The following is a 25,745-nucleotide window of genomic DNA, read 5'->3' on the forward strand; positions in this document are numbered from 1 at the left end:
TCGCTTTTTTATTACTGACTGGATAGCTGCTTTTTAGAACGGGATATCGTCATCAAAGCTGTCGAAATCCGGAGCCGGCTGTGGAGCTGCCTGCTGTGGAGCTGGACGCGACTGTTGCGGTGCCGACTGCTGCGGACGCGGAGCCTGCTGGCGTGGGGCTGGAGCGGATTGCTGGTAGTTATTGCCCCCGCCTTGTTGGTCGCCCTGCTGTGGACGGCCGCCCAGCAGTTGCATGGTGCCTTGCATGTCGACCACGATTTCAGTGGTGTAACGCTTGATACCGTCTTTTTCCCACTCGCGGGTCTGCAGCTTGCCTTCGATGTACACCTGCGAACCTTTGCGCAGGTATTCGCCGGCAATTTCGGCAACCTTGCCGAACATCGAAACACGGTGCCATTCGGTCTTCTCGACCTTCTGACCGGTTTGCTTGTCGGTCCACTGTTCGCTGGTCGCCAGACTCAGGTTGGTCACGGCGTTACCGTTAGGCAAGTAGCGAACTTCGGGATCCTGGCCGCAAGTGCCGACCAATATGACTTTGTTAACCCCACGGGCCATAACGTTCTCCTAGGCTACGCACGCTGCCCCGGCCGGGTTGTTCACCAGGCGCTCAAGGGTGGTGCGATCCAATAGTTCTGTGTCCAATTTGATGTAAATCGCCGCTTCATCTTCGACGATCACTGCATCTGTTACCCCTACGACGGCCTTCAGGCGCTCGACCAGACCCGCTTCGCGGATCGCCTCGGGCGACAACGGCAAGCGCAGGCTCGTGACGTAAGGTGGTTCGCGCATGGTAACAGCAAAGGCCAGCCAGAGGGCAGCCAGGCCGGCGCATCCGAGGAATACAACCGACAAACCGCCGTGCTGGAACATCCAGCCGCCGAGGATCCCGCCCAGCGCCGAACCGAGGAACTGACTGGTGGAATAAACCCCCATTGCCGTGCCCTTGCCGCCCGCCGGTGAAACCTTGCTGATCAGCGATGGCAATGAAGCTTCCAGCAAGTTGAACGCGGTAAAGAACACCACCGTACCAATCACCAGAGCCCGCAAGCTATCGCCGAACTGCCAGAAGAATAGCTCAGTGAGCATCAGCGTCAGCACTGCGCCCAATAAAACTCGTTTCATTTTGCGTTTCTTCTCGCCATAGATGATGAACGGAATCATGGCGAAGAAAGAGATCAGCAGCGCGGTCAGGTACACCCACCAGTGCTGCTCTTTGGGCAGCCCGGCTTTTTCGACCAGGGCCAGAGGCAATGCAACGAAGCTCGACATCAACATCGCGTGCAACACAAAAATGCCCAGGTCCAGGCGCAGCAGATCCGGGTGCTTGAGTGTCGGTATCAGCGCCTGTCGCGCAACGCCGGACTCGCGGTGCTGCAACGGCCCGGTTGCGCGCGGCACCATGAACATCACGATGACGATGCCGACCAGCGCCATGCCACCGGTGGCGAAGAACAACCCGGACAGGCCAAAAACACGGGTCAGCAATGGTCCTGCAACCATGGCGACCGCGAACGACAGACCAATCGTCATGCCGATCATGGCCATGGCTTTGGTCCGATGCTGTTCCCGGGTCAGGTCTGACAGCAACGCCATGACCGCCGCGGAAATCGCCCCGGCGCCTTGCAGGATGCGTCCGGCGATGACGCCCCAAATCGAATCGGCATTGGCCGCCAGCACACTCCCCAGGGCGAAGATGATCAGCCCCAGGTAAATCACCGGACGGCGACCGATGCGGTCGGAAATGAAGCCGAAAGGAATCTGAAAGATCGCCTGGGTCAGGCCGTAAGCTCCAATCGCCAACCCGATGAGGGCCGGGGTCGCTCCTGCCAGGTCCATCCCATAGGTCGCCAGAACCGGCAACACCATGAACATGCCAAGCATACGGAAGGCGAACACCAGGGCCAGACCGCTTGCTGCGCGGGTCTCACTGCCACTCATGCGTTCGCTGTGGGGATCGTGCATGGAAAAACCTCATGTGAACCGGCGGCGATTCTACCAGTCCCATCGATTGACGGGGTATATCGCGACGCTATGACGCGCACAGATGAAGCAGTCTTCATGCAAGGCTGCGCGCCCCGCATTTGATAGTGTGCATCCATCCAGTATTTGGCCGTATACTCCTACGTTTTCGACGCCCGCCGAGCGAGGCCACTTTGGACAAGATCCTGATTCGTGGGGCCCGAACCCACAACCTGAAGAACATCGACCTGACCCTGCCACGGGACAAACTGATCGTTATCACCGGCCTGTCCGGATCCGGCAAGTCGTCCCTGGCCTTCGATACGCTGTACGCCGAAGGCCAGCGCCGTTATGTCGAATCGCTGTCGGCCTACGCCCGGCAGTTTCTGTCGATGATGGAAAAACCTGACGTCGACACCATCGAAGGCCTGTCGCCAGCGATCTCCATCGAACAGAAGTCGACCTCGCACAACCCGCGTTCGACGGTTGGCACCATTACCGAAATCTACGACTACCTGCGCCTGCTCTACGCTCGCGTCGGTATACCGCGCTGCCCGGACCACGACATTCCACTGGAAGCCCAGACCGTCAGCCAGATGGTTGACCTGGTGCTGGCACAACCGGAGGGCAGCAAACTGATGCTGCTGGCCCCGGTGATCCGCGAGCGTAAGGGCGAGCACCTTTCGGTCTTCGAAGAACTGCGCGCCCAGGGCTTTGTACGGGCCCGGGTCAACGGCAGGCTCTGCGAGCTGGACGAGTTGCCGAAACTGGATAAACAGAAGAAGCACTCGATCGACGTCGTAGTCGACCGCTTCAAGGTCCGCGCCGATCTGCAACAACGCCTGGCCGAATCGTTCGAGACCGCGCTGAAACTGGCGGACGGTATCGCCCTTGTGGCGCCAATGGATGACGAGCCCGGCGAAGAAATCATCTTCTCTGCGCGCTTCGCCTGCCCGATCTGTGGCCACGCCATCAGCGAGCTGGAACCCAAGCTGTTCTCCTTCAATAACCCGGCCGGTGCTTGCCCTACCTGCGATGGTCTGGGGGTTAAACAGTTCTTCGATATCAAACGATTGGTGAACGGTGAACTGACCTTGGCCGAGGGCGCGATTCGCGGCTGGGACCGGCGTAACGTCTACTACTTCCAGATGCTTGGCTCGCTGGCCTCCCATTACAAATTCAGCCTCGAAGTGCCGTTCAACGAGCTGCCGGCCGATCAGCAGAAATACATCCTGCATGGCAGCGGCTCGCAGAACGTCGATTTCAAGTACCTGAACGACCGTGGCGATATCGTCAAACGTTCGCACCCGTTTGAAGGCATCGTGCCGAACCTGGAACGCCGCTACCGCGAAACCGAATCGGCTTCGGTCCGTGAAGAGCTGGCCAAGTTCCTCAGCACCCAGCACTGCCCGGATTGCCGCGGCACCCGTCTGCGGCGTGAGGCGCGGCACGTGTGGGTTGGCGAGAAGACCTTGCCAGCGGTGACCAATCTGCCGATCGGCGACGCCTGTGAGTATTTCGGCGTGCTGAAACTGACCGGCCGCCGTGGCGAGATCGCCGACAAGATTCTCAAGGAAATCCGCGAGCGACTGCAGTTTCTGGTCAACGTCGGCCTCGACTATTTGTCGCTGGACCGCAGTGCCGATACGCTGTCCGGCGGTGAAGCCCAGCGGATTCGTCTGGCCAGTCAGATTGGCGCCGGCCTGGTGGGGGTTCTGTACATCCTCGATGAACCGTCGATTGGTCTGCACCAGCGCGATAACGATCGATTGCTGGGCACCCTCAAACATCTGCGAGATATCGGCAACACGGTTATCGTGGTCGAGCACGACGAAGACGCGATTCGTCTGGCCGATTATGTGGTGGATATCGGCCCGGGCGCAGGTGTCCACGGCGGGCATATCGTCGCCGAAGGGACGCCGGCCGAGGTCATGGCTCACCCTGATTCGCTGACCGGCAAGTATTTGTCGGGCCGGGTGAAGATCGCAGTGCCAGCCAAACGCACGCCGCGTAACAAGAAGTTGTCGCTGTCGCTCAAGGGCGCTCGCGGCAACAATCTGCGCAATGTCGACCTGGAGATTCCGATTGGTCTGCTGACCTGCGTGACCGGTGTGTCCGGCTCAGGCAAATCGACGCTGATCAACAACACACTGTTTCCTTTGAGCGCTACCGCACTCAATGGAGCCACGACCCTGGAAGCGGCTGCTCACGAGAGCATCAAAGGTCTGGAGCATCTGGATAAAGTCGTCGACATTGACCAGAGCCCGATCGGTCGCACGCCGCGCTCCAACCCGGCGACCTACACCGGGCTGTTCACGCCGATTCGCGAACTGTTCGCCGGCGTGCCGGAATCTCGCTCCCGCGGTTACGGGCCGGGGCGTTTCTCCTTCAACGTGAAGGGCGGACGCTGCGAAGCTTGTCAGGGCGATGGCCTGATCAAGGTGGAAATGCACTTCCTGCCGGACATCTATGTCCCGTGCGACGTCTGCAAGAGCAAGCGCTACAACCGCGAGACGCTGGAGATCAAGTACAAGGGCAAGAGCATCCACGAAACCCTCGAGATGACCATCGAGGAAGCCCGGGTGTTCTTCGACGCGGTTCCAGCCTTGGCGCGCAAGCTTCAGACATTGATGGACGTAGGTCTTTCGTACATCAAGCTGGGGCAATCGGCGACGACGCTTTCTGGCGGTGAAGCCCAGCGGGTGAAACTGTCTCGCGAGCTGTCCAAGCGCGATACCGGCAAGACGCTGTACATCCTCGATGAGCCGACCACCGGCCTGCACTTTGCGGATATCCAGCAACTGCTCGACGTGTTGCATCGTCTGCGCGATCACGGCAATACCGTGGTAGTGATCGAGCACAACCTGGACGTGATCAAGACCGCCGACTGGTTGGTGGACCTGGGGCCGGAAGGTGGTTCCAAAGGTGGGCAGATCATTGCCGTCGGTACGCCAGAGGAAGTGTCGGAGATGAAGCAGTCTCACACTGGCTTCTATCTCAAACCGCTGCTGGCTCGCGACAGAGCCTGAATCAGGGCCCATGAAAAAGCCCCTGTCACTTCACCAGTGACAGGGGCTTTTTTGTGCGTTTCTGTAGGAGCGAGGGCTGCCCGCGAAAGCCTCACCTCGGTCTGGCTGACGCACCGCGGCGTTCCCTTCGCGGGCAAGGGCAAGCCGTCCCCCTGCTCCTACAACAGCATCAGAACTGCGATTGCAGGTAATTTTCCAGACCGATCAGTTTGATCAGACCCAGCTGCTTCTCGAGCCAGTAGGTGTGATCTTCTTCGGTATCGGCCAGCTGAATACGCAGGATCTCGCGGCTGACATAATCCTTGTGCAGCTCACAAAGCTCGATGCCCTTGCACAGAGCTGCACGAACTTTGTATTCCAGACGCAGGTCAGCGGCGAGCATGTCAGGCACAGTGGTGCCGACATCCAGATCGTCCGGACGCATACGCGGAGTGCCTTCGAGCATGAGGATCCGGCGCATGAGGGCGTCAGCGTGCTGCGCCTCTTCTTCCATCTCGTGATTGATACGTTCGTAGAGCTCGGTGAAACCCCAGTCCTCGTACATCCGCGAATGGATGAAATATTGATCACGGGCTGCCAGTTCGCCTGTCAGCAACGTGTTGAGGTAATCGATTACGTCTGGGTGACCTTGCATCGCCCTACATCTCCCTGCTTGAAAGTCTGTAGTTTGAACCAACCTGACCGGAAGGTCACTCGCCCGACGCTATAAAAGCGAAGATATTCTTAGAAAAATAGCTTAAATAACGCAAAAACCGCCCAAATGAGGGCGGTTCTGCTTATCGTTTAGACTTAGTTAAGCTGTACGTTGAGTGCCTTTGCGATTGCTTCTCCATACGCCGGGTCGGCCTTGAAGAAATGCTGCAATTGGCGATCAACCACATCGCTGGAGACACCAGTCATTGCGTCGGCAATGTTGTTGACCAGCAGATTTTTCTGCTCATCACTCATCAGGCGGAACAGCGCACCAGCGTGGCTGTAGTAGTCGCTATCTTCGCGATGATCGTAACGATCAGCCACGCCGCTCAGGGCCAAAGCAGGTTCCGCGTAGCGCGGTGCCTGTTTCGGGGATTCTACGTAGCTGTTCGGCTCGTAGTTCGGTGCTGCACCCCCATTGGCACCAAACGCCATGGAGCCATCGCGCTGGTAAGTGTTGACCGGGCTGCGAGGCGCATTCACCGGCAGTTGCTGGTGATTGGTGCCAACACGGTAGCGGTGGGCATCAGCGTAAGCGAACACGCGACCTTGCAACATGCGGTCAGGAGACAGACCGACACCCGGGACCATATTGCTCGGACCGAACGCCGCCTGCTCGACTTCAGCGAAGTAGTTCAACGGATTACGGTTGAGCTCAAGCTCGCCCACCTCGATCAATGGGAACTCTTTCTGCGACCAGGTCTTGGTCACATCGAACGGGTTCTCGTAATGGGCCTCAGCTTGGGCCTCGGTCATGATCTGGATATTGACACTCCATTTCGGGAAGTCACCGCGTTCAATGGCGCCGAACAGGTCACGTTGTGCGTAATCCGGATCGGTACCCGCCAAGCGCGCTGCGTCTGCCGGAGCGAGGTTCTTGATCCCTTGTTTGGTTTTGTAGTGCCACTTCACCCAGTGACGCTCGCCATTGGCGTTGATCAGGCTATAGGTGTGGCTACCGAAGCCGTGCATGTGGCGATAGCCGTAAGGGATGCCACGGTCCGAGAACAAAATGGTGACCTGATGTAACGCCTCAGGCGAGTGCGACCAGAAATCCCACATCATCTGCGCGCTTTTCAGGTTGCTCTGCGGCAGGCGCTTCTGGGTATGGATAAAGTCAGGGAATTTCAGCGGATCACGGATGAAGAACACCGGCGTGTTGTTACCGACGATGTCCCAGTTGCCTTCTTCTGTGTAGAACTTCAGGGCAAAACCGCGGGGATCACGCTCGGTGTCGGCCGAACCGCGTTCGCCGCCCACAGTGGAGAATCGCAGGAAGGTCGGGGTTTGTTTGCCGACGGATTCAAATAGCTTGGCACTGGTGTACTGAGTGATATCCCGAGTTACGGTGAACGTACCGTAAGCACCTGAACCTTTGGCGTGTACACGACGCTCAGGAATGTTTTCACGGTTGAAGTGTGCAAGCTTCTCGATCAGGTGGAAATCGTCGAGCAGCAAAGGGCCACGAGGGCCGGCGGAGCGGGAATTCTGGTTGTCGGCGACAGGAGCGCCACTGGCGGTCGTAAGCGTTTTGTTTTGGCTCATGCGATCTCATCCTCTGTCAGTTGTGGAACTGCCGGCTAATCGGCGTGGGAGGGAGTATTGACCATCAATCATGACACCTACAAATTCATTAATTTGCAGACATCAATAGAAAAATACTACCAACAATCCCGCTCATATACTGAGGGCATGAACCGCAAGGAAGCTTGTACAAACAGCGCGTTTCTTACACGCACAAAAAACCGGGCACTAGGCCCGGTTCTTTGTTTCAGACTGACGTCTTACTCAGCGGATACAGCTTCACCGCCGACAGGACGATCAACCAACTCGACGTACGCCATAGGCGCGTTGTCGCCAGTGCGGAAGCCGCACTTGAGGATGCGCAGGTAGCCACCCTCACGGGTAGCGTAACGCTTGCCCAGGTCGTTGAAGAGCTTACCAACGATAGCTTTCGAACGAGTACGGTCGAAAGCCAGACGGCGGTTAGCCAGGCTGTCTGTCTTGGCCAAAGTGATCAGCGGCTCAGCAACGCGGCGCAGTTCTTTGGCTTTTGGCAGTGTAGTTTTGATCAGCTCGTGCTCGAACAGCGACACCGCCATGTTTTGAAACATGGCCTTGCGGTGCGAGCTGGTGCGGCTCAGGTGACGACCACTTTTACGATGACGCATGGTTCATTCCTTACCAAACACAACGTTCGGTGATTACGACGATCAGGCAGTCGCCTTGTCGTCCTTCTTAAGACTTGCAGGCGGCCAGTTGTCGAGGCGCATGCCGAGGGACAGACCGCGGGAGGCCAGAACGTCCTTGATTTCAGTCAAGGATTTCTTGCCAAGGTTCGGAGTCTTCAACAGCTCTACTTCGGTACGCTGAATCAGGTCACCGATGTAGTAGATGTTTTCCGCCTTAAGGCAGTTAGCCGAACGTACAGTCAGTTCCAGATCGTCAACCGGGCGAAGCAGGATCGGATCGATCTCGTCTTCCTGCTCGACAACCACTGGCTCACTGTCACCTTTGAGATCGACGAACGCAGCCAACTGCTGTTGCAGAATGGTTGCAGCGCGGCGGATAGCCTCTTCAGGATCCAGGGTACCGTTGGTTTCCAGATCAATAACCAGCTTGTCCAGGTTAGTACGCTGCTCGACACGGGCGTTTTCCACCACGTATGCGATACGGCGAACCGGGCTGAACGAAGAGTCAAGCTGCAAGCGACCGATGCTGCGGCTTTCGTCTTCATCGCTCTGACGCGAGTCTGCCGGCTCATAACCACGACCACGAGCTACGGTGAGCTTCATGTTCAGGGCGCCGTTAGACGCCAGGTTAGCGATTACGTGATCGGGGTTAACGATCTCGACATCATGATCCAGCTGAATATCGGCAGCGGTAACCACCCCCGAACCCTTCTTCGACAAGGTCAGCGTAACTTCGTCTCGACCGTGCAGCTTGATAGCCAGACCTTTAAGGTTCAACAGGATTTCAATTACGTCTTCCTGTACACCTTCGATGGCGCTGTACTCATGGAGTACACCGTCAATCTCGGCCTCGACTACTGCACAGCCGGGCATTGAGGACAACAGGATGCGGCGCAGCGCGTTGCCCAGGGTGTGGCCGAAACCACGCTCGAGAGGCTCGAGAGTGATCTTGGCGCGGGTTGGACTGACAACCTGCACATCAATATGGCGGGGTGTCAGGAACTCATTTACCGAAATCTGCATGGATGCACCTATTTTCTAGCCCTTACTTGGAGTAGAGCTCGACAATCAGGCTTTCGTTGATGTCGGCGGACAGATCACTGCGAGCTGGAACGTTCTTGAAAACGCCCGACTTCTTCTCAGTGTCTACTTCTACCCATTCTACGCGGCCACGTTGGGCACACAGATCGAGAGCTTGGACAATGCGAAGTTGGTTCTTTGCTTTCTCGCGAACTGCGACCACGTCACCAGCACGAACCTGGTAAGACGGAACGTTTACGGTCTGACCGTTAACGCTGATCGACTTGTGCGATACCAGCTGGCGGGATTCGGCACGAGTAGAGCCAAAACCCATACGGTATACAACGTTGTCCAGACGGCATTCGAGCAGCTGCAACAGGTTTTCGCCAGTTGCGCCTTTCTTGCCAGCAGCTTCTTTGTAGTAGCCGCTGAATTGACGCTCGAGAACGCCGTAGATACGACGGACCTTCTGCTTTTCACGCAGTTGGGTGCCGTAATCGGACTGGCGACCGCGGCGTTGGCCGTGGATACCAGGTGCTGCTTCGATGTTGCACTTCGATTCGATCGCGCGCACGCCGCTCTTCAGAAAGAGATCGGTGCCTTCGCGACGAGCGAGTTTGCATTTTGGACCAATGTAACGAGCCATTCTTTACAATCTCCTGGATTACACGCGGCGCTTCTTCGGCGGACGGCACCCGTTGTGCGGGATTGGCGTCACGTCGGTGATGCTGGCGATCTTGTAGCCACAGCCGTTCAAAGCGCGGACTGCGGATTCACGACCTGGGCCTGGACCTTTGACGTTAACGTCGAGGTTTTTCAGGCCGTATTCCAGCGCAGCTTGACCAGCACGTTCAGCAGCTACTTGAGCAGCGAACGGGGTGGATTTGCGGGAACCGCGGAAACCCGAACCACCGGAGGTAGCCCAGGAAAGAGCGTTGCCTTGACGGTCGGTGATGGTCACGATTGTGTTGTTAAAAGAAGCATGGATGTGGGCAATGCCATCAACCACTGTCTTTTTAACTTTTTTACGAGGACGAGCAGCAGGTTTAGCCATGATTAATTTCCTGTCGATTCGCTGGGGCGATTACTTGCGGATCGGCTTACGCGGACCTTTACGGGTACGCGCGTTAGTCTTGGTACGCTGACCGCGTACTGGAAGACCACGACGATGACGCAGACCGCGATAGCAACCGAGGTCCATCAAACGCTTGATTTTCATGTTGATTTCGCGACGCAGGTCACCTTCAGTGGTGAACTTCGCCACTTCGCCACGCAGCTGTTCAATCTGCTCGTCGCTCAGATCCTTGATCTTTGCGGCTGGGTTTACCCCAGTCACTGCACAAATTTTCTGTGCAGTAGTGCGACCAACACCATAGATGTAGGTCAGCGAGATAACAGTATGCTTGTTATCTGGAATGTTAACGCCTGCAATACGGGCCATTCAGTGGGACTCCAATTGACAGCTACCTACGCCCCGGAAGCCAAGAAATAGGGCGCGAGATAATATCGCTGTAATAACAAATAATCAACCCGGCAGCGCACTAGCTGCCGGGCTTGAAGCACAATCACACTCAGCCTTGGCGCTGTTTGTGACGCGGTTCCGCGCTGCAAATTACTCGAACAACACCTTCGCGGCGAATAATCTTGCAGTTACGGCACAGCTTTTTCACCGATGCACGAACTTTCATCACCAACTCCTCGAACCTTATGGGTACTCAGCGCAACATGCCGCTGCCGTAACCCTTCAGGTTGGCTTTCTTCATCAGGGATTCGTACTGGTGCGAAACGAGGTGCGATTGTACTTGGGACATGAAGTCCATCACAACCACGACGACGATCAGCAACGAGGTCCCGCCAAGGTAGAACGGAACGTTTGCCGCAACCACCAGGAACTGGGGCAACAGACACACGGCCGTCATATATAGAGCACCGAACAGGGTCAAACGAGTCAGAACGCCATCAATGTAGCGCGCAGACTGCTCACCTGGACGGATGCCCGGAATAAAGGCACCGGACTTCTTCAGGTTTTCCGCTACGTCTTTCGGATTGAACATCAAGGCCGTATAGAAGAAGCAGAAGAAAATAATCCCTGCACTAAACAGCAGAATATTCAACGGCTGACCAGGAGCGATCGACTGCGAGATGTCCTGCAGCCAGCCCATACCTTCAGACTGACCAAACCAGGTACCCAACGAAGCCGGGAACAGCAAAATGCTGCTCGCGAAAATGGCTGGAATAACACCGGCCATGTTCACCTTCAACGGCAAGTGGCTAGTCTGCGCAGCAAAGACCTTACGGCCCTGCTGACGCTTGGCGTAATGAACAGCAATACGACGCTGACCACGCTCAATGAACACCACGAAACCGATAATCGCTACTGCCAGCAAACCGATGGCAACCAAGGCAAAAATGTTGATATCACCCTGACGCGCAGACTCGAAAGACTGCCCGATCGCTCTCGGAAGACCGGCGACGATACCTGCGAAAATCAACATCGAGATACCGTTGCCAACACCACGCTCAGTAATCTGCTCACCCAGCCACATCATGAACATCGCACCAGCCACAAAAGTGGATACCGCGACGAAATGGAAGCCAAAGTCACCAGTGAACGCAACACCCTGCCCCGCCAGACCAATGGACATGCCAATGGCCTGAACGAGAGCGAGGACGACAGTGCCGTAGCGGGTGTACTGAGCGATCTTGCGACGCCCAGCTTCACCTTCCTTCTTCAACTGTTCCAGCTGCGGGCTGACGGCGGTCATCAGTTGCATGATGATCGATGCCGAAATGTACGGCATGATCCCCAGCGCAAAGATGCTCATCCGTTCCAGCGCGCCGCCGGAAAACATGTTGAACAAGCTAAGAATGGTCCCCTCATTCTGTCGAAACAGGTCCGCGAGTCGGTCCGGGTTGATACCTGGAACCGGGATGTGTGCGCCTATTCGGTAGACGATAATCGCCAAGAATAGAAAACGCAGACGAGCCCAGAGTTCAGACATACCGCCTTTGCCGAGCGCAGAGAGAGCACCTTGCTTAGCCATTTATTCCTCGAACTTGCCGCCAGCTGCTTCGATAGCCGCACGCGCACCTTTGGTGGCGCCGATTCCCTTTCCGATGGTAACAGCGCGAGTAACTTCGCCGGACAGCATGATTTTCACACGCTGTACGTTGACGTTGATCACGTTGGCATCTTTCAGGGACTGCACGGTGACGATGTCGCCTTCCACTTTAGCCAGCTCGGACAAACGCACTTCTGCGCGATCCATGGCTTTCAAGGAAACGAAACCGAACTTCGGCAGGCGACGATGCAGCGGCTGTTGACCGCCTTCAAAGCCTGGAGCAATGGTGCCACCGGAGCGGGAGGACTGACCTTTGTGGCCACGGCCACCGGTCTTGCCCAAACCACTACCGATACCACGGCCCGGACGATGCTTTTCGCGACGGGAACCCGGCGCTGGACTCAGATCATTGAGTTTCATCGATTAACCCTCGACACGCAGCATGTAGTAAGCCTTGTTGATCATCCCGCGATTCTCGGGAGTATCAAGTACTTCTACAGTGTGACCGATGCGACGCAGACCCAGACCCTTAACGCACAGTTTGTGGTTAGGGATGCGGCCGGTCATGCTTTTGATCAGCGTAACTTTAACGGTAGCCATGATCAGAAGATCTCCTTGACGCTTTTGCCACGCTTGGCGGCAATGGATTCAGGAGACTGCATAGCTTTCAAACCTTTGAAAGTGGCGTGAACCACGTTTACCGGGTTAGTCGAGCCGTAGCACTTGGCCAGAACGTTCTGAACGCCAGCAACTTCGAGGACAGCACGCATAGCGCCGCCAGCGATGATACCGGTACCTTCAGAAGCAGGCTGCATGTACACCTTCGAAGCGCCATGGGCGGACTTCATTGCGTACTGCAGAGTGGTGCCGTTCAGATCAACTTGGATCATGTTGCGGCGAGCAGCTTCCATTGCCTTCTGGATCGCAGCAGGCACTTCACGCGACTTGCCACGGCCGAAGCCAACACGCCCTTTACCATCACCAACCACGGTCAACGCGGTGAAAGTGAAGATACGGCCGCCTTTAACGGTTTTGGCTACGCGGTTAACTTGAACCAGCTTCTCGATGTAGCCTTCGTCGCGCTTTTGGTCGTTATTTGACATAACTTAGAACTCCAGCCCAGCTTCACGAGCAGCATCAGCCAGCGCCTTGACGCGGCCGTGATACTTGAAGCCAGAGCGGTCGAAAGCCACCTGCGAGACGCCAGCGGCTTTAGCACGCGTAGCGACCAGCTGGCCAACCTTAGTGGCCGCGTCGATGTTGCCAGTGGCGCCATCACGCAGTTCTTTATCCAAAGTCGAGGCACTTGCCAGGACTTTGTTGCCGTCGGCCGAAATGACCTGGGCGTAGATGTGCTGCGACGAGCGGAACACGCAGAGACGCACGACTTCGAGTTCGTGCATTTTCAGGCGTGCTTTGCGAGCGCGACGCAGTCGAGTAACTTTTTTGTCGGTCATTTGCTATGCCCTACTTCTTCTTGGCTTCTTTACGACGGACGACTTCGTCCGCGTAGCGCACACCTTTGCCTTTGTACGGCTCTGGTGGACGGAAGTCGCGGATCTCGGCGGCCACTTGACCTACCAGCTGCTTATCGATGCCCTTGATCAGGATATCGGTCTGGCTAGGAGTCTCAGCGGTGATGCCTTCCGGCAGTTCATAATCCACTGGATGCGAGAAGCCAAGAGCCAGGTTCAGCACTGTGCCTTTTGCTTGCGCTTTGTAACCAACACCGACCAGCTGGAGCTTACGCTCGAAGCCTTGGCTTACGCCTTGGACCATGTTGTTAACCAACGCACGAGTGGTACCAGCCATTGCGCGAGTTTGTTGATCGCCATTGCGAGCAGCGAAACGCAGCTCACCAGCTTCTTCAACGATCTCAACGGACGAATGGATGTTCAGTTCGAGAGTACCCTTGGCACCCTTCACCGAAAGCTGTTGGCCTGCGAATTTGACTTCGACACCGGCTGGCAGCTTAACGGGGTTCTTAGCGACGCGTGACATGCTTATCCCCCCTTAGAACACAGTGCAAAGAACTTCGCCGCCGACACCGGCAGCGCGCGCAGCACGATCCGTCATCACACCTTTGTTGGTGGAGACGATAGACACACCGAGACCGCCACGAACTTTTGGCAGATCATCGACGGACTTGTACTGACGCAGGCCTGGACGGCTAACGCGCTTCACTTCCTCGATGACCGGACGGCCTTCGAAGTACTTCAGCTCGATGGACAGCAGTGGTTTGATTTCGCTGCTGATCTGATAACCCGCAATGTAACCTTCATCCTTCAGGACTTTGGCAACAGCTACCTTCAAAGTAGAAGATGGCATGCTTACGACGGACTTTTCAGCCATCTGGGCATTACGGATTCGAGTTAGCATGTCCGCTAACGGGTCCTGCATACTCATGGGCTAGACGCTCCTAATACACAAAAAATTAGCCTTGCGGCTACTACGTGTCGCCGAGTACATCCACGCGAAAAAAGCACGGGCTCAGGCGAGCCGGGTATTCTAGACACACCCCACAAATGAATCAAGCCCCAATAGGGGCTTGATTCAAGTTCAAGGTCACCGATGGTCAGGATCTTGCGATCCCGAACACCGAGACTTTGATAGTGCTTACCAGCTGGCTTTAACCAGACCAGGTACGTCACCACGCATTGCAGCTTCACGCAGCTTGTTACGGCCGAGGCCGAACTTGCGGTAAACGCCGTGTGGACGACCGGTCAGGCGGCAGCGGTTACGCATGCGCGAAGCGCTTGCGTCACGTGGCTGCTTCTGCAGAGCTACTGTAGCTTCCCAACGCGCTTCTGGACTTGCGTTCAGATCAACGATGATAGCTTTCAGTGCTGCACGCTTTTTGGCGTACTTGGCAACCGTGAGCTGACGTTTCAGCTCGCGGTTTTTCATGCTCATCTTGGCCATTTTCCTACTCCAATCAGTTGCGGAACGGGAATTTGAAAGCGCGCAGCAGAGCGCGACCTTCATCATCGTTCTTGGCAGTGGTGGTCAGGGTAATGTCCAGACCGCGGAGAGCATCGATCTTGTCGTAGTCGATTTCCGGGAAGATGATCTGCTCTTTAACGCCCATGCTGTAGTTACCACGACCATCGAAGGACTTGGCATTCAGGCCGCGGAAGTCGCGCACCCGAGGCAGGGAGATCGACAGCAGACGATCCAGGAATTCGTACATACGCTCACGGCGCAGAGTCACTTTGACGCCGATCGGCCAACCTTCACGGACTTTAAAGCCAGCGATGGATTTCCGAGCGTAAGTCACAACGACTTTCTGACCGGTGATCTTTTCCAGGTCGGCAACAGCGTGCTCGATGACTTTCTTGTCACCGACCGCTTCGCCCAGACCCATGTTCAGGGTGATTTTGGTAACGCGTGGAACTTCCATCACGTTCGAAAGCTTAAGTTCTTCCTTAAGCTTCGGTGCGATTTCCTTCCAGTAAATCTCTTTTAGTCGTGCCATGGTCTTCTACCTAGCAGTGTTCAAGCATCAACCGCTTTTTGGGTCGACTTGAAGACACGAATTTTCTTGCCGTCTTCTACTTTAAAACCAACGCGATCAGCCTTGTTGGTTTCGCCGTTGAAAATGGCAACGTTGGAAGCGTGCAGTGGCGCTTCTTTCTCGACGATACCGCCTTGTACGCCCGACATCGGGTTAGGCTTGGTATGACGCTTGACCAGGTTCAGACCACCAACGACCAGACGGTCGTCAGCCAGAACCTTAAGCACCTTACCGCGCTTACCTTTGTCTTTGCCGGCGATCACGATGATCTCGTCGTCACGACGAATCTTTTGCATGTCGGATCTCCTTACAGCACTTCTGGGGCGAGCGAGACGATCTTCATGAACTTCTCAGTACGAAGTTCACGGGTCACTGGCCCAAAGATACGGGTGCCGATCGGCTCTTGCTTGTTGTTCAGAAGAACAGCAGCGTTGCCATCAAAGCGGATAATGGAGCCATCAGCACGGCGAACGCCGTGACGAGTGCGGACTACTACAGCAGTCATCACTTGGCCTTTTTTCACTTTACCGCGAGGAATTGCTTCCTTCACGGTAACTTTGATGATGTCACCGATACCAGCGTAACGACGATGGGAGCCACCCAGCACCTTGATGCACATAACACGGCGAGCGCCGCTGTTATCGGCCACATCGAGCATGGATTGAGTCTGAATCATATAATTTCTCCGACCCCTAGTCCTTAGACTTCCACAGCGCGTTCGAGAACATCAACCAGCGCCCAAGACTTAGTCTTGGCCAAAGGACGAGTTTCACGAATAGTGACTTTGTCGCCGATGTGGCACTGATTGGTTTCGTCGTGCGCGTGCAGCTTAGTCGAACGCTTAACGTATTTACCGTAGATCGGGTGCTTAACGCGACGCTCGATCAGAACGGTGATGGTTTTGTCCATCTTGTCGCTGACAACACGGCCAGTCAGCGTACGGACAGTTTTTTCGGCTTCAGCCATGATTACTTACCTGCCTGCTGGTTGAGCACAGTCTTCACGCGAGCGATGTCACGCTTAACTTGCGAGAGCAGATGAGACTGCCCCAACTGGCCAGTTGCTTTCTGCATACGCAGATTGAACTGGTCGCGCAGCAAGCCGAGCAGTTGCTCGTTCAGCTGCTGTGCGGATTTTTCACGAAGTTCATTCGCTTTCATCACATCACCGTCCGTTTAACAAAGGCGGTGGCGAGCGGCAGCTTTGCAGCAGCCAGGGCAAAAGCCTCACGCGCCAGCTCTTCAGAAACACCCTCGATTTCATACAGGACTTTGCCTGGCTGAATCTGGGCAACCCAGTACTCCACACTACCCTTACCTTTACCCATCCGAACTTCGAGTGGCTTTTTGGAAATAGGCTTGTCCGGGAATACACGGATCCAGATCTTGCCGCCACGTTTAACGTGACGGGTCAGAGCACGACGCGCTGACTCGATCTGACGAGCGGTGAGACGACCACGAGCTACAGACTTCAGCGCGAACTCGCCGAAGCTGACTTTGCTACCGCGCTGAGCCAGACCACGGTTGTGGCCTGTCATCTGCTTGCGGAACTTCGTACGCTTTGGTTGCAACATTTGGCGTACCCCTTACTTAGCAGCTTTTTTACGAGGCGCTGGTGCTTGTGGTTTCAGTTCTTCTTGGCGACCACCAATTACTTCGCCTTTGAAGATCCAAACCTTTACACCGATCACACCGTAAGTGGTGTGAGCTTCGTAGTTGGCATAGTCGATGTCGGCACGCAGGGTGTGCAGTGGCACACGACCTTCGCGATACCATTCAGTACGTGCGATTTCAGCACCGCCGAGACGACCACTCACTTGGATTTTGATGCCTTTGGCACCAATGCGCATGGCGTTCTGTACAGCACGCTTCATAGCGCGACGGAACATTACGCGACGCTCCAGCTGCTGAGCTACGCTCTGCGCAACCAACATACCGTCGAGTTCCGGCTTGCGGATTTCTTCGATATTGATGTGCACAGGCACACCCATTTGTTTGGTCAGGTCCTGACGCAGTTTCTCAACATCTTCACCTTTCTTCCCGATAACGATACCTGGACGAGCGGTGTGGATGGTGATACGTGCAGTCTGAGCCGGACGATGGATATCGATACGGCTTACGGACGCGCTTTTTAGTTTGTCTTGGAGATACTCACGCACCTTCAGATCAGCGAACAAATAGTCCGCATAAGTCCGACCGTCTGCGTACCAGACGGAGGTGTGCTCCTTGACGATTCCCAGGCGAATGCCAATGGGATGTACTTTCTGACCCATCTCTTCGACTCCGTTACTTGTCAGCAACCTTGACAGTGATATGGCAAGACCGCTTGACGATGCGATCAGCACGGCCTTTGGCACGTGGCATGATTCGCTTCAGCGAACGCCCTTCGTTGACGAAAACGGTGCTGACCTTCAGGTCATCAACGTCTGCGCCTTCGTTATGCTCGGCGTTGGCTACGGCCGACTCCAGCACTTTCTTCATGATCTCGGCGGCTTTCTTACTGCTGAAAGCCAACAGGTTGAGCGCTTCGCCCACCTTCTTCCCGCGGATCTGGTCGGCGACCAAGCGGGCTTTCTGGGCGGAGATTCGAGCGCCCGACAACTTAGCGGCTACTTCCATCGTTCCTTACCCCTTAACGCTTGGCTTTCTTGTCTGCCACGTGCCCACGATATGTGCGGGTACCGGCAAACTCGCCCAGTTTGTGGCCGACCATGTCTTCGTTCACGAGAACTGGAACATGTTGACGACCGTTATGCACTGCAATGGTCAGACCGACCATTTGTGGCAGGATCATCGAACGACGCGACCAGGTTTTAACTGGTTTGCGATCGTTCTTTTCCGCCGCCACTTCGATCTTCTTCAGTAGGTGAAGATCAATAAAAGGACCTTTTTTCAGAGAACGTGGCACTGTCGTATCCCTCTATTTACTTGCGACGACGGACGATCATTTTGTCGGTACGCTTATTACCACGAGTCTTCGCGCCCTTAGTCGGGAAGCCCCATGGCGATACCGGATGACGACCACCAGAGGTACGACCTTCACCACCACCATGTGGGTGGTCAACCGGGTTCATGGCAACACCACGAACGGTTGGGCGAACGCCACGCCAGCGCTTGGCACCAGCTTTACCCAGCGAACGCAGGCTGTGCTCGGAGTTCGAGACTTCGCCCAGGGTCGCGCGGCATTCAGCCAGCACTTTACGCATCTCACCAGAACGCAGACGCAGGGTCACGTAGACACCTTCACGAGCGATCAGCTGAGCCGAAGCACCAGCGGAACGAGCGATTTGCGCGCCTTTACCTGGCTTCAATTCGATGCCGTGTACGGTGCTACCAACTGGAATGTTACGCAGTTGCAGAGCGTTGCCCGGCTTGATCGGCGCCAAAGCACCTGCGATCAGCTGGTCACCAGCACTCACGCCTTTAGGGGCGATGATGTAGCGACGCTCGCCATCTGCGTACAGCAGCAGAGCGATGTGAGCAGTACGGTTTGGATCGTATTCGATACGCTCGACGGTGGCAGAGATGCCATCTTTGTCGTTGCGACGGAAATCGACCAGACGATAATGCTGCTTATGGCCACCACCGATGTGACGAGTGGTAATGCGACCATTGTTGTTACGACCACCAGTCTTCGATTTTTTCTCGAGCAGCGGTGCGTGAGGAGCGCCTTTATGCAGCTCCTGGTTGACCACCTTGACCACAAAACGGCGGCCAGGGGAAGTCGGTTTGCATTTAACGATTGCCATGATGCACCCCTTCCTTACTCAGCACTGCTGCTGAAATCGAGATCTTGGCCTGGCTGAAGGGAGATAACTGCCTTCTTCCAGTCATTACGCTTGCCCAGACCGCGAGCAGTGCGCTTGCTCTTACCCAGAACATTCAGGGTAGTAACACGCTCTACTTTCACGCTGAACAGGCTTTCGACGGCCTTCTTGATTTCCAGCTTGGTTGCGTCAGTGGCAACCTTGAAAACGAACTGGCCTTTCTTGTCTGCCAGAACCGTAGCCTTCTCGGAAACGTGCGGGCCAAGCAGAACTTTAAATACGCGTTCCTGGTTCATCCCAGCAGCTCCTCGAATTTCTTCACGGCCGACACGGTGATCAACACCTTGTCGTATGCGATCAGACTAACTGGATCGGAACCTTGCACATCACGTACATCAACGTGTGGCAGGTTACGAGCAGCCAGGTACAGGTTCTGATCAACAGCGTCCGACACGATCAGAACGTCGGTCAGGCTCATGTTGTTCAGTTTGCCCAGCAGGTCTTTGGTTTTCGGCGTTTCAACAGCGAAATCCTGAACCACAACCAGACGATCAGTACGCACCAGCTCAGCAAGGATGGAACGCATTGCTGCGCGATACATCTTCTTGTTCAGCTTCTGGGTGTGATCCTGAGGACGAGCTGCGAAAGTGGTACCGCCGCCACGCCAGATTGGGCTACGGATAGTACCGGCACGAGCACGGCCAGTACCTTTCTGACGCCATGGGCGCTTACCGCCACCACGAACGTCGGAACGGGTCTTTTGCTGCTTGCTACCTTGACGGCCGCCGGCCATGTAGGCCACGACTGCTTGGTGAACCAGCGTCTCGTTGAATTCGCCGCCAAATGTCAGTTCGGAAACTTCGATCGCTTGAGCGTCATTTACATTTAATTGCATGTCAGCTTCCCCTTAACCGCGAGCCTTGGCTGCTGGACGTACAACCAAGTTGCCGCCAGTAGCGCCAGGAACAGCACCCTTGACCAACAACAGATTGCGTTCAGCGTCCACGCGCACTACTTCGAGGGACTGCACGGTCACGCGCTCAGCGCCCATATGACCGGACATTTTTTTGCCCTTGAATACACGACCAGGAGTCTGGCACTGGCCGATAGAGCCTGGAACGCGGTGGGACACGGAGTTACCGTGGGTATTATCTTGCCCGCGGAAGTTCCAACGCTTGATCGTACCCTGGAAGCCTTTACCCTTGGACTGACCGGTTACATCAACCAGTTGACCAGCAGCGAAGATTTCAGCGTTGATCAGATCGCCGGCCTGGTACTCGCCTTCTTCAAGGCGGAATTCCATTACGGTACGACCAGCGGCAACGTTCGCTTTAGCGAAGTGGCCAGCTTGAGCAGCTGTAACACGCGAAGCACGACGCTCGCCTACAGTGACTTGCACTGCACGATAGCCATCGGTCTCTTCAGTTTTGAACTGGGTGACGCGATTCGGCTCGATCTCAATGACCGTGACCGGAATGGAGACACCTTCTTCGGTGAAAATACGGGTCATACCGCATTTACGACCGACTACACCAATAGTCATGTTGTAAACCTCATGAGTGTACGGGGCTTTCACCCGCTATGGCCGCCCATTTCAGAGCGTTACACGACTAAGACCGAGTCTTAGCCGAGGCTGATCTGCACTTCCACACCGGCCGCAAGATCAAGCTTCATAAGTGCATCAACGGTTTTATCCGTTGGCTGGACGATGTCCAGAACGCGCTTATGAGTACGGATCTCGTACTGGTCACGCGCGTCTTTGTTGACGTGCGGGGAGACCAGAACGGTGAACCGCTCTTTACGGGTAGGCAGTGGAATTGGACCACGCACTTGAGCACCAGTACGTTTCGCGGTTTCCACGATTTCCTGGGTGGATTGGTCGATCAGGCGATGGTCAAAAGCCTTCAACCTGATACGGATTTGCTGATTTTGCATTGGATTTCAGACTCCGGCTGCTATTCCCACCGAGCGCAATACGCCCGTTAAAAGGAGGCGCAATTCTATAGACGCCCCATATAGGTGTCAACCCAATAAAAAAGCCCCCGCTAAGCGGGGGCTTTTTCAACTATCGAAGCTTACTCAAAAAAGAGCTTACTCGATGATTTTGGCTACGACGCCAGCGCCGACGGTACGACCGCCTTCACGGATAGCGAAACGCAGACCGTCTTCCATTGCGATGGTCTTGATCAGGGTGACAACCATTTTGATGTTGTCGCCTGGCATTACCATTTCAACGCCTTCCGGCAGTTCGCAGTTACCAGTCACGTCAGTTGTACGGAAGTAGAACTGTGGACGGTAGCCTTTGAAGAACGGAGTGTGACGACCGCCTTCTTCTTTGCTCAGAACGTAGACTTCAGCTTCGAACTTGGTGTGCGGCTTAACCGAACCTGGCTTAACTAGAACCTGGCCACGCTCAACGTCGTCACGCTTGGTACCACGCAGCAGAACGCCGCAGTTCTCGCCAGCACGACCTTCGTCGAGCAGCTTACGGAACATTTCAACACCGGTGCAGGTGGTGACAGTGGTGTCACGCAGACCAACGATTTCCAGTGGATCCTGAACCTTGACGATACCGCGCTCGATACGGCCAGTTACAACAGTGCCGCGACCGGAGATCGAGAATACGTCTTCGATTGGCATCAGGAACGGCTTGTCGATAACACGAACTGGCTCTGGGATGTAGCTGTCCAGAGTTTCTACCAGGCGCTTGACAGCGGTGGTACCCATTTCGTTGTCGTCTTGGCCGTTCAGAGCCATCAGAGCCGAACCGATGATGATTGGAGTGTCATCACCTGGGAAGTCGTAAGTGCTCAGCAGGTCGCGCACTTCCATCTCAACCAGTTCCAGCAACTCAGCGTCGTCAACCATGTCAGCCTTGTTCAGGAAGACAACGATGTACGGAACGCCTACCTGACGGGACAGCAGGATGTGCTCACGGGTTTGTGGCATCGGACCATCAGCGGCCGAGCAAACCAGGATCGCGCCGTCCATCTGGGCAGCACCAGTGATCATGTTCTTCACATAGTCAGCGTGACCTGGGCAGTCAACGTGAGCGTAGTGACGAATCGAAGAGTTGTACTCAACGTGCGCGGTGTTGATGGTGATACCACGAGCCTTTTCTTCCGGAGCGCTGTCGATTTTGTCGAAAGCAACAACGGCCGAACCGAAAACTTCGGAGCAGACGCGAGTCAGAGCAGCAGTCAGAGTGGTTTTACCGTGGTCAACGTGACCAATGGTGCCAACGTTGACGTGCGGTAGGGAACGATCAAATTTTTCTTTAGCCACGACAATTAACTCCTAGCCTAAAGGGGCTGAATCAGCCTTGTTTTTTGGTAACGGTTTCGACGATGTGCGACGGAGCCGTATTGTATTTTTTGAATTCCATAGAGTAGCTTGCGCGACCTTGGGACATGGAACGGACGTCAGTTGCATAACCGAACATCTCGCCCAGCGGAACTTCGGCACGAATTACTTTGCCGGAGACCGTGTCTTCCATACCCAGGATCATGCCGCGACGACGGTTAAGGTCGCCCATCACGTCACCCATATAGTCTTCAGGCGTAACAACCTCTACCGCCATGATCGGCTCAAGCAGCTCACCACCACCCTTCTGGGCCAGTTGCTTGGTCGCCATGGAAGCAGCCACCTTAAACGCCATCTCGTTGGAGTCGACGTCGTGGTAGGAACCATCAAACACGGTAGCCTTCAAGCCGATCAGCGGATAGCCGGCGACAACGCCGTTCTTCATCTGCTCTTCGATGCCCTTCTGGATAGCCGGGATGTATTCCTTAGGAACCACACCACCCACTACTTCGTTCAGGAATTGCAGACCTTCCTGACCTTCGTCAGCAGGAGCAAAACGAATCCAGCAGTGACCGAACTGGCCACGACCGCCGGACTGACGAACGAACTTGCCTTCAATTTCGCAGCTCTTCGTGATGCGCTCACGGTACGAAACTTGAGGCTTACCGATGTTGGCTTCGACGTTGAACTCACGGCGCATCCGGTCAACCAGGATGTCCAGGTGCAACTCGCCCATGCCGGAGATGATCGTTTGACCAGTCTCTTCATCAGTTTTGACGCGGAAAGACGGGTCTTCCTGAGCAAGTTTGCCCAGAGCGATACCCATTTTTTCCTGGTCGTCCTTGGTCTTAGGCTCTACGGCAACCGAAATAACCGGCTCCGGGAAGTCCATGCGAACCAGGATGATTGGCTTGTCAGCGTTGCACAAAGTCTCACCAGTGGTGACATCCTTCATGCCGATCAAGGCCGCGATGTCACCAGCGCGTACTTCCTTGATCTCTTCACGGGCGTTTGCGTGCATTTGCACCATACGACCCACGCGCTCTTTCTTGCCTTTAACCGAGTTGATCACGCCGTCGCCGGAGGCCAACACGCCCGAGTAAACCCGAACAAAGGTCAAGGTACCCACGAATGGGTCGGTAGCGATCTTGAACGCCAGAGCCGAGAACGGCTCGCTGTCGTCTGCGTGACGCTCCATTTCCTTGGTCTCGTCATCCGGGTCAGTACCCTTGATGGCAGGAATGTCGGTAGGAGCCGGCAGGTAGTCGATCACGGCGTCGAGAACCAGGGGAACACCCTTGTTCTTGAAGGAAGAACCGCAAACAGCCAGAACGATCTCACCAGCGATAGTACGCTGACGCAGAGCGGCCTTGATTTCCGCGTTGGTGAGCTCTTCACCTTCGAGGTACTTGTTCATCAGCTCTTCGCTGGCTTCGGCCGCAGCCTCAACCATGTTGCCGCGCCACTCGTCAGCCAGTTCCTGCAGTTCAGCAGGGATAGGCTTGCGAACCGGAACCATGCCTTTGTCAGCATCATTCCAGTAAACAGCTTCCATGGACATCAGATCGATCTGACCCTGGAAGTTGTCTTCGGAACCGATGGCCAACTGGATTGGCACCGGAGTGTGACCCAGACGCTGCTTGATCTGACCGATCACGCGCAGGAAGTTGGCACCAGCACGGTCCATCTTGTTTACGTAAACAAGACGTGGAACGCCGTATTTGTTGGCTTGACGCCATACGGTTTCCGACTGAGGCTCAACACCCGAGGTGCCGCAGAACACAACGACCGCGCCGTCGAGAACACGCAAGGAACGCTCAACTTCAATAGTGAAGTCAACGTGGCCCGGGGTGTCGATGACGTTGAAGCGGTATTGGTCCTTGTGCTGCTTCTCGGAACCCTGCCAGAAGGCGGTAATGGCAGCAGAAGTAATGGTAATACCACGCTCCTGCTCCTGCACCATCCAGTCTGTGGTCGCGGCGCCGTCATGCACCTCGCCCATTTTGTGACTTTTGCCAGTGTAAAAAAGGACGCGCTCGGTGGTGGTGGTTTTACCAGCATCCACGTGAGCAACGATACCAATGTTACGGTAGCGGTTAATCGGTGTAGTACGAGCCATAAAGCCCTCGCAAAATTAGTGACGCTAAAATTAGAAGCGGTAGTGCGAGAAAGCCTTGTTGGCTTCAGCCATACGGTGCACGTCTTCACGCTTCTTAACTGCAGCACCTTTGCCTTCGGCAGCGTCCAACAGTTCGCCAGCCAAACGCAGAGCCATAGACTTCTCGCCGCGCTTACGGGCGAAGTCTACCAACCAGCGCATTGCCAGAGCGTTACGACGGGACGGACGAACTTCGACCGGAACCTGGTAAGTAGCACCGCCTACACGGCGCGACTTCACTTCGACCAGCGGAGCGATGGCGTCGAGAGCTTTCTCGAAGATTTCCAGGGGATCGCTGTTCTTGCGTTCTTTAACCTTTTCCAGCGCGCCATAAACGATACGCTCGGCAACGGCTTTCTTGCCGCTTTCCATTACGTGGTTCATGAACTTGGCCAGAATCTGGCTGCCGTATTTTGGATCGTCAAGCACTTCGCGCTTGGCTGCTACGCGTCTTCTTGGCATGGATAAGCCCTCAAACGGTCTTCAGGTTCGCTCGGAATCGGTGCCCTTTCGGGACGCCTCCGACCTTACTCTTATCGACTCAGAAAAATAGAAAATCAGTTTTTACAAAAAGCCACTACTACTTAGGCTTTTTGGTACCGTACTTCGAACGACCCTGGTTACGACCTTTAACGCCGGAAGTATCCAAAGAACCGCGTACGGTGTGGTAACGAACACCTGGCAAGTCTTTTACACGACCGCCGCGGATCAGTACCACGCTGTGCTCTTGCAGGTTGTGGCCTTCACCGCCGATGTACGAGGAAACCTCGAAACCGTTGGTCAGACGCACACGGCATACTTTACGCAGTGCCGAGTTAGGTTTTTTCGGCGTGGTGGTATACACACGGGTGCATACGCCACGACGTTGCGGGCAGTTCTGCAGCGCAGGCACGTCGGATTTCTCGACGATACGCTTACGCGGCTGACGTACCAGCTGGTTGATAGTTGCCATCTACTAGCTCCACTGTTGTCTTGCGACGCTATTGTCTTGCAAGAAAAGCAAAATGGCAGGAACGAATTCCCGCCAAATTTAGGGGTACAAGAGTCTA

At 55.4% G+C, this 25,745-nt stretch carries 37 protein-coding genes; 1 reads left to right on the forward strand and 36 read right to left on the reverse strand.

Annotated features, from left to right (window positions below):
* Positions 1 to 33: 33 nt before the first annotated feature.
* Both PSH97_RS24975 and PSH97_RS24980 read right to left on the reverse strand, forming a co-directional pair.
* Positions 34 to 555 (reverse strand): single-stranded DNA-binding protein, encoded by a 522-nt coding sequence (locus tag PSH97_RS24975; RefSeq protein WP_046028847.1) that lies wholly within the window; start codon positions 553 to 555, stop codon positions 34 to 36.
* 9 nt (positions 556 to 564) lie between these two features.
* Positions 565 to 1,962: an MFS transporter gene (locus tag PSH97_RS24980; RefSeq protein WP_305447103.1), complete on the reverse strand. Its 1,398-nt coding sequence runs from the start codon at positions 1,960 to 1,962 to the stop codon at positions 565 to 567.
* A gap of 191 nt (positions 1,963 to 2,153) precedes the next feature.
* Here PSH97_RS24980 and uvrA point away from each other — a divergent pair, with 191 nt between their 5' ends.
* A complete protein-coding gene (uvrA, locus tag PSH97_RS24985) occupies positions 2,154 to 4,988 on the forward strand; it encodes an excinuclease ABC subunit UvrA (protein ID WP_305447104.1) in 2,835 nt (944 codons plus the stop codon).
* Positions 4,989 to 5,157: 169 nt separating this feature from the next.
* On the opposite strand, the gene bfr is transcribed toward uvrA, so the two are convergent.
* The 34 genes from bfr to rpsL all read right to left on the reverse strand — a co-directional run bounded on the left by bfr (position 5,158) and on the right by rpsL (position 25,648).
* Positions 5,158 to 5,622, reverse strand: a complete 465-nt coding sequence (bfr, locus tag PSH97_RS24990; RefSeq protein ID WP_123359019.1) for a bacterioferritin — start codon at positions 5,620 to 5,622, stop codon at positions 5,158 to 5,160.
* Positions 5,623 to 5,777: 155 nt separating this feature from the next.
* Entirely contained in the window at positions 5,778 to 7,226 is a 1,449-nt protein-coding gene (locus PSH97_RS24995; protein ID WP_305447105.1) for a catalase, read from the reverse strand.
* A 239-nt stretch (positions 7,227 to 7,465) separates the two neighbouring features.
* Entirely contained in the window at positions 7,466 to 7,852 is a 387-nt protein-coding gene (rplQ, locus tag PSH97_RS25000) for a 50S ribosomal protein L17 (RefSeq protein WP_007896790.1), read from the reverse strand.
* A 42-nt stretch (positions 7,853 to 7,894) separates the two neighbouring features.
* On the reverse strand, positions 7,895 to 8,896 hold the full coding sequence (locus PSH97_RS25005) for a DNA-directed RNA polymerase subunit alpha (RefSeq protein ID WP_003186012.1): 1,002 nt from the start codon (positions 8,894 to 8,896) through the stop codon (positions 7,895 to 7,897).
* A gap of 22 nt (positions 8,897 to 8,918) precedes the next feature.
* Complete coding sequence (gene rpsD, locus PSH97_RS25010) at positions 8,919 to 9,539, reverse strand: 30S ribosomal protein S4 (protein ID WP_003176404.1); 621 nt, start codon at positions 9,537 to 9,539, stop codon at positions 8,919 to 8,921.
* An 18-nt stretch (positions 9,540 to 9,557) separates the two neighbouring features.
* A complete protein-coding gene (rpsK, locus tag PSH97_RS25015; protein WP_002555466.1) occupies positions 9,558 to 9,947 on the reverse strand; it encodes a 30S ribosomal protein S11 in 390 nt (129 codons plus the stop codon).
* 30 nt (positions 9,948 to 9,977) lie between these two features.
* Complete coding sequence (gene rpsM / locus PSH97_RS25020; RefSeq protein ID WP_003186020.1) at positions 9,978 to 10,334, reverse strand: 30S ribosomal protein S13; 357 nt, start codon at positions 10,332 to 10,334, stop codon at positions 9,978 to 9,980.
* Between the two features lie 130 nt (positions 10,335 to 10,464).
* On the reverse strand, positions 10,465 to 10,581 hold the full coding sequence (gene rpmJ, locus PSH97_RS25025; protein WP_002555468.1) for a 50S ribosomal protein L36: 117 nt from the start codon (positions 10,579 to 10,581) through the stop codon (positions 10,465 to 10,467).
* 27 nt (positions 10,582 to 10,608) lie between these two features.
* Complete coding sequence (gene secY / locus PSH97_RS25030) at positions 10,609 to 11,937, reverse strand: preprotein translocase subunit SecY (protein ID WP_007896784.1); 1,329 nt, start codon at positions 11,935 to 11,937, stop codon at positions 10,609 to 10,611.
* Positions 11,938 to 12,375, reverse strand: a complete 438-nt coding sequence (gene rplO / locus PSH97_RS25035; RefSeq protein ID WP_007896782.1) for a 50S ribosomal protein L15 — start codon at positions 12,373 to 12,375, stop codon at positions 11,938 to 11,940.
* A gap of 3 nt (positions 12,376 to 12,378) precedes the next feature.
* A complete protein-coding gene (gene rpmD, locus PSH97_RS25040; protein WP_003186033.1) occupies positions 12,379 to 12,555 on the reverse strand; it encodes a 50S ribosomal protein L30 in 177 nt (58 codons plus the stop codon).
* Between the two features lie 2 nt (positions 12,556 to 12,557).
* Positions 12,558 to 13,058, reverse strand: coding sequence for a 30S ribosomal protein S5 (rpsE, locus tag PSH97_RS25045; protein ID WP_003186035.1), 501 nt, complete (start codon positions 13,056 to 13,058; stop codon positions 12,558 to 12,560).
* 3 nt (positions 13,059 to 13,061) lie between these two features.
* On the reverse strand, positions 13,062 to 13,412 hold the full coding sequence (gene rplR / locus PSH97_RS25050; RefSeq protein ID WP_003186037.1) for a 50S ribosomal protein L18: 351 nt from the start codon (positions 13,410 to 13,412) through the stop codon (positions 13,062 to 13,064).
* A 10-nt stretch (positions 13,413 to 13,422) separates the two neighbouring features.
* Positions 13,423 to 13,956, reverse strand: coding sequence for a 50S ribosomal protein L6 (gene rplF / locus PSH97_RS25055; protein WP_003176412.1), 534 nt, complete (start codon positions 13,954 to 13,956; stop codon positions 13,423 to 13,425).
* A 12-nt stretch (positions 13,957 to 13,968) separates the two neighbouring features.
* On the reverse strand, positions 13,969 to 14,361 hold the full coding sequence (rpsH, locus tag PSH97_RS25060; protein ID WP_003186040.1) for a 30S ribosomal protein S8: 393 nt from the start codon (positions 14,359 to 14,361) through the stop codon (positions 13,969 to 13,971).
* A gap of 210 nt (positions 14,362 to 14,571) precedes the next feature.
* The gene (gene rpsN / locus PSH97_RS25065; RefSeq protein WP_003176414.1) at positions 14,572 to 14,877 is read right to left on the reverse strand and encodes a 30S ribosomal protein S14; all 306 of its coding nucleotides are present in this window, start codon (positions 14,875 to 14,877) and stop codon (positions 14,572 to 14,574) included.
* A 13-nt stretch (positions 14,878 to 14,890) separates the two neighbouring features.
* A complete protein-coding gene (gene rplE / locus PSH97_RS25070; RefSeq protein ID WP_003176415.1) occupies positions 14,891 to 15,430 on the reverse strand; it encodes a 50S ribosomal protein L5 in 540 nt (179 codons plus the stop codon).
* Positions 15,431 to 15,450: 20 nt separating this feature from the next.
* Complete coding sequence (gene rplX / locus PSH97_RS25075) at positions 15,451 to 15,765, reverse strand: 50S ribosomal protein L24 (RefSeq protein WP_007896770.1); 315 nt, start codon at positions 15,763 to 15,765, stop codon at positions 15,451 to 15,453.
* Between the two features lie 11 nt (positions 15,766 to 15,776).
* The gene (gene rplN / locus PSH97_RS25080; protein ID WP_002555479.1) at positions 15,777 to 16,145 is read right to left on the reverse strand and encodes a 50S ribosomal protein L14; all 369 of its coding nucleotides are present in this window, start codon (positions 16,143 to 16,145) and stop codon (positions 15,777 to 15,779) included.
* A gap of 23 nt (positions 16,146 to 16,168) precedes the next feature.
* Positions 16,169 to 16,435: a 30S ribosomal protein S17 gene (rpsQ, locus tag PSH97_RS25085; RefSeq protein WP_003176419.1), complete on the reverse strand. Its 267-nt coding sequence runs from the start codon at positions 16,433 to 16,435 to the stop codon at positions 16,169 to 16,171.
* A gap of 2 nt (positions 16,436 to 16,437) precedes the next feature.
* Entirely contained in the window at positions 16,438 to 16,629 is a 192-nt protein-coding gene (gene rpmC, locus PSH97_RS25090) for a 50S ribosomal protein L29 (protein WP_002555481.1), read from the reverse strand.
* Entirely contained in the window at positions 16,629 to 17,042 is a 414-nt protein-coding gene (gene rplP / locus PSH97_RS25095) for a 50S ribosomal protein L16 (protein ID WP_007896757.1), read from the reverse strand. Before rplP ends, rpmC begins: the two co-directional genes overlap by 1 nt.
* 12 nt (positions 17,043 to 17,054) lie before the next feature.
* Positions 17,055 to 17,741 (reverse strand): 30S ribosomal protein S3, encoded by a 687-nt coding sequence (gene rpsC / locus PSH97_RS25100; RefSeq protein WP_003176422.1) that lies wholly within the window; start codon positions 17,739 to 17,741, stop codon positions 17,055 to 17,057.
* A gap of 13 nt (positions 17,742 to 17,754) precedes the next feature.
* Entirely contained in the window at positions 17,755 to 18,087 is a 333-nt protein-coding gene (rplV, locus tag PSH97_RS25105) for a 50S ribosomal protein L22 (protein ID WP_003103908.1), read from the reverse strand.
* A gap of 13 nt (positions 18,088 to 18,100) precedes the next feature.
* Positions 18,101 to 18,376 carry a 30S ribosomal protein S19 gene (gene rpsS / locus PSH97_RS25110; protein WP_002555486.1) on the reverse strand — a complete coding sequence of 92 codons (276 nt, stop codon included), beginning with the start codon at positions 18,374 to 18,376 and terminating at the stop codon, positions 18,101 to 18,103.
* Positions 18,377 to 18,392: 16 nt separating this feature from the next.
* Complete coding sequence (rplB, locus tag PSH97_RS25115; protein WP_003176423.1) at positions 18,393 to 19,217, reverse strand: 50S ribosomal protein L2; 825 nt, start codon at positions 19,215 to 19,217, stop codon at positions 18,393 to 18,395.
* 14 nt (positions 19,218 to 19,231) lie between these two features.
* The gene (gene rplW / locus PSH97_RS25120) at positions 19,232 to 19,531 is read right to left on the reverse strand and encodes a 50S ribosomal protein L23 (RefSeq protein WP_002555488.1); all 300 of its coding nucleotides are present in this window, start codon (positions 19,529 to 19,531) and stop codon (positions 19,232 to 19,234) included.
* Positions 19,528 to 20,130 carry a 50S ribosomal protein L4 gene (gene rplD, locus PSH97_RS25125; protein WP_305447106.1) on the reverse strand — a complete coding sequence of 201 codons (603 nt, stop codon included), beginning with the start codon at positions 20,128 to 20,130 and terminating at the stop codon, positions 19,528 to 19,530. The genes rplW and rplD overlap by 4 nt, the downstream gene beginning before the upstream one ends.
* Positions 20,131 to 20,142: 12 nt before the next feature.
* On the reverse strand, positions 20,143 to 20,778 hold the full coding sequence (rplC, locus tag PSH97_RS25130; RefSeq protein WP_003186059.1) for a 50S ribosomal protein L3: 636 nt from the start codon (positions 20,776 to 20,778) through the stop codon (positions 20,143 to 20,145).
* Positions 20,779 to 20,858: 80 nt separating this feature from the next.
* A complete protein-coding gene (gene rpsJ / locus PSH97_RS25135; protein ID WP_003186070.1) occupies positions 20,859 to 21,170 on the reverse strand; it encodes a 30S ribosomal protein S10 in 312 nt (103 codons plus the stop codon).
* A 156-nt stretch (positions 21,171 to 21,326) separates the two neighbouring features.
* A complete protein-coding gene (gene tuf / locus PSH97_RS25140; RefSeq protein ID WP_003186071.1) occupies positions 21,327 to 22,520 on the reverse strand; it encodes an elongation factor Tu in 1,194 nt (397 codons plus the stop codon).
* Between the two features lie 31 nt (positions 22,521 to 22,551).
* Positions 22,552 to 24,657: an elongation factor G gene (fusA, locus tag PSH97_RS25145; protein WP_007896659.1), complete on the reverse strand. Its 2,106-nt coding sequence runs from the start codon at positions 24,655 to 24,657 to the stop codon at positions 22,552 to 22,554.
* A gap of 30 nt (positions 24,658 to 24,687) precedes the next feature.
* Positions 24,688 to 25,158: a 30S ribosomal protein S7 gene (gene rpsG / locus PSH97_RS25150; protein ID WP_002555493.1), complete on the reverse strand. Its 471-nt coding sequence runs from the start codon at positions 25,156 to 25,158 to the stop codon at positions 24,688 to 24,690.
* A gap of 118 nt (positions 25,159 to 25,276) precedes the next feature.
* The gene (rpsL, locus tag PSH97_RS25155) at positions 25,277 to 25,648 is read right to left on the reverse strand and encodes a 30S ribosomal protein S12 (RefSeq protein ID WP_002555494.1); all 372 of its coding nucleotides are present in this window, start codon (positions 25,646 to 25,648) and stop codon (positions 25,277 to 25,279) included.
* Positions 25,649 to 25,745: the final 97 nt, after the last annotated feature.

It is taken from the genome of Pseudomonas cucumis (assembly GCF_030687935.1).
Classification (GTDB): Bacteria; Pseudomonadota; Gammaproteobacteria; order Pseudomonadales; family Pseudomonadaceae; genus Aquipseudomonas; species Aquipseudomonas cucumis.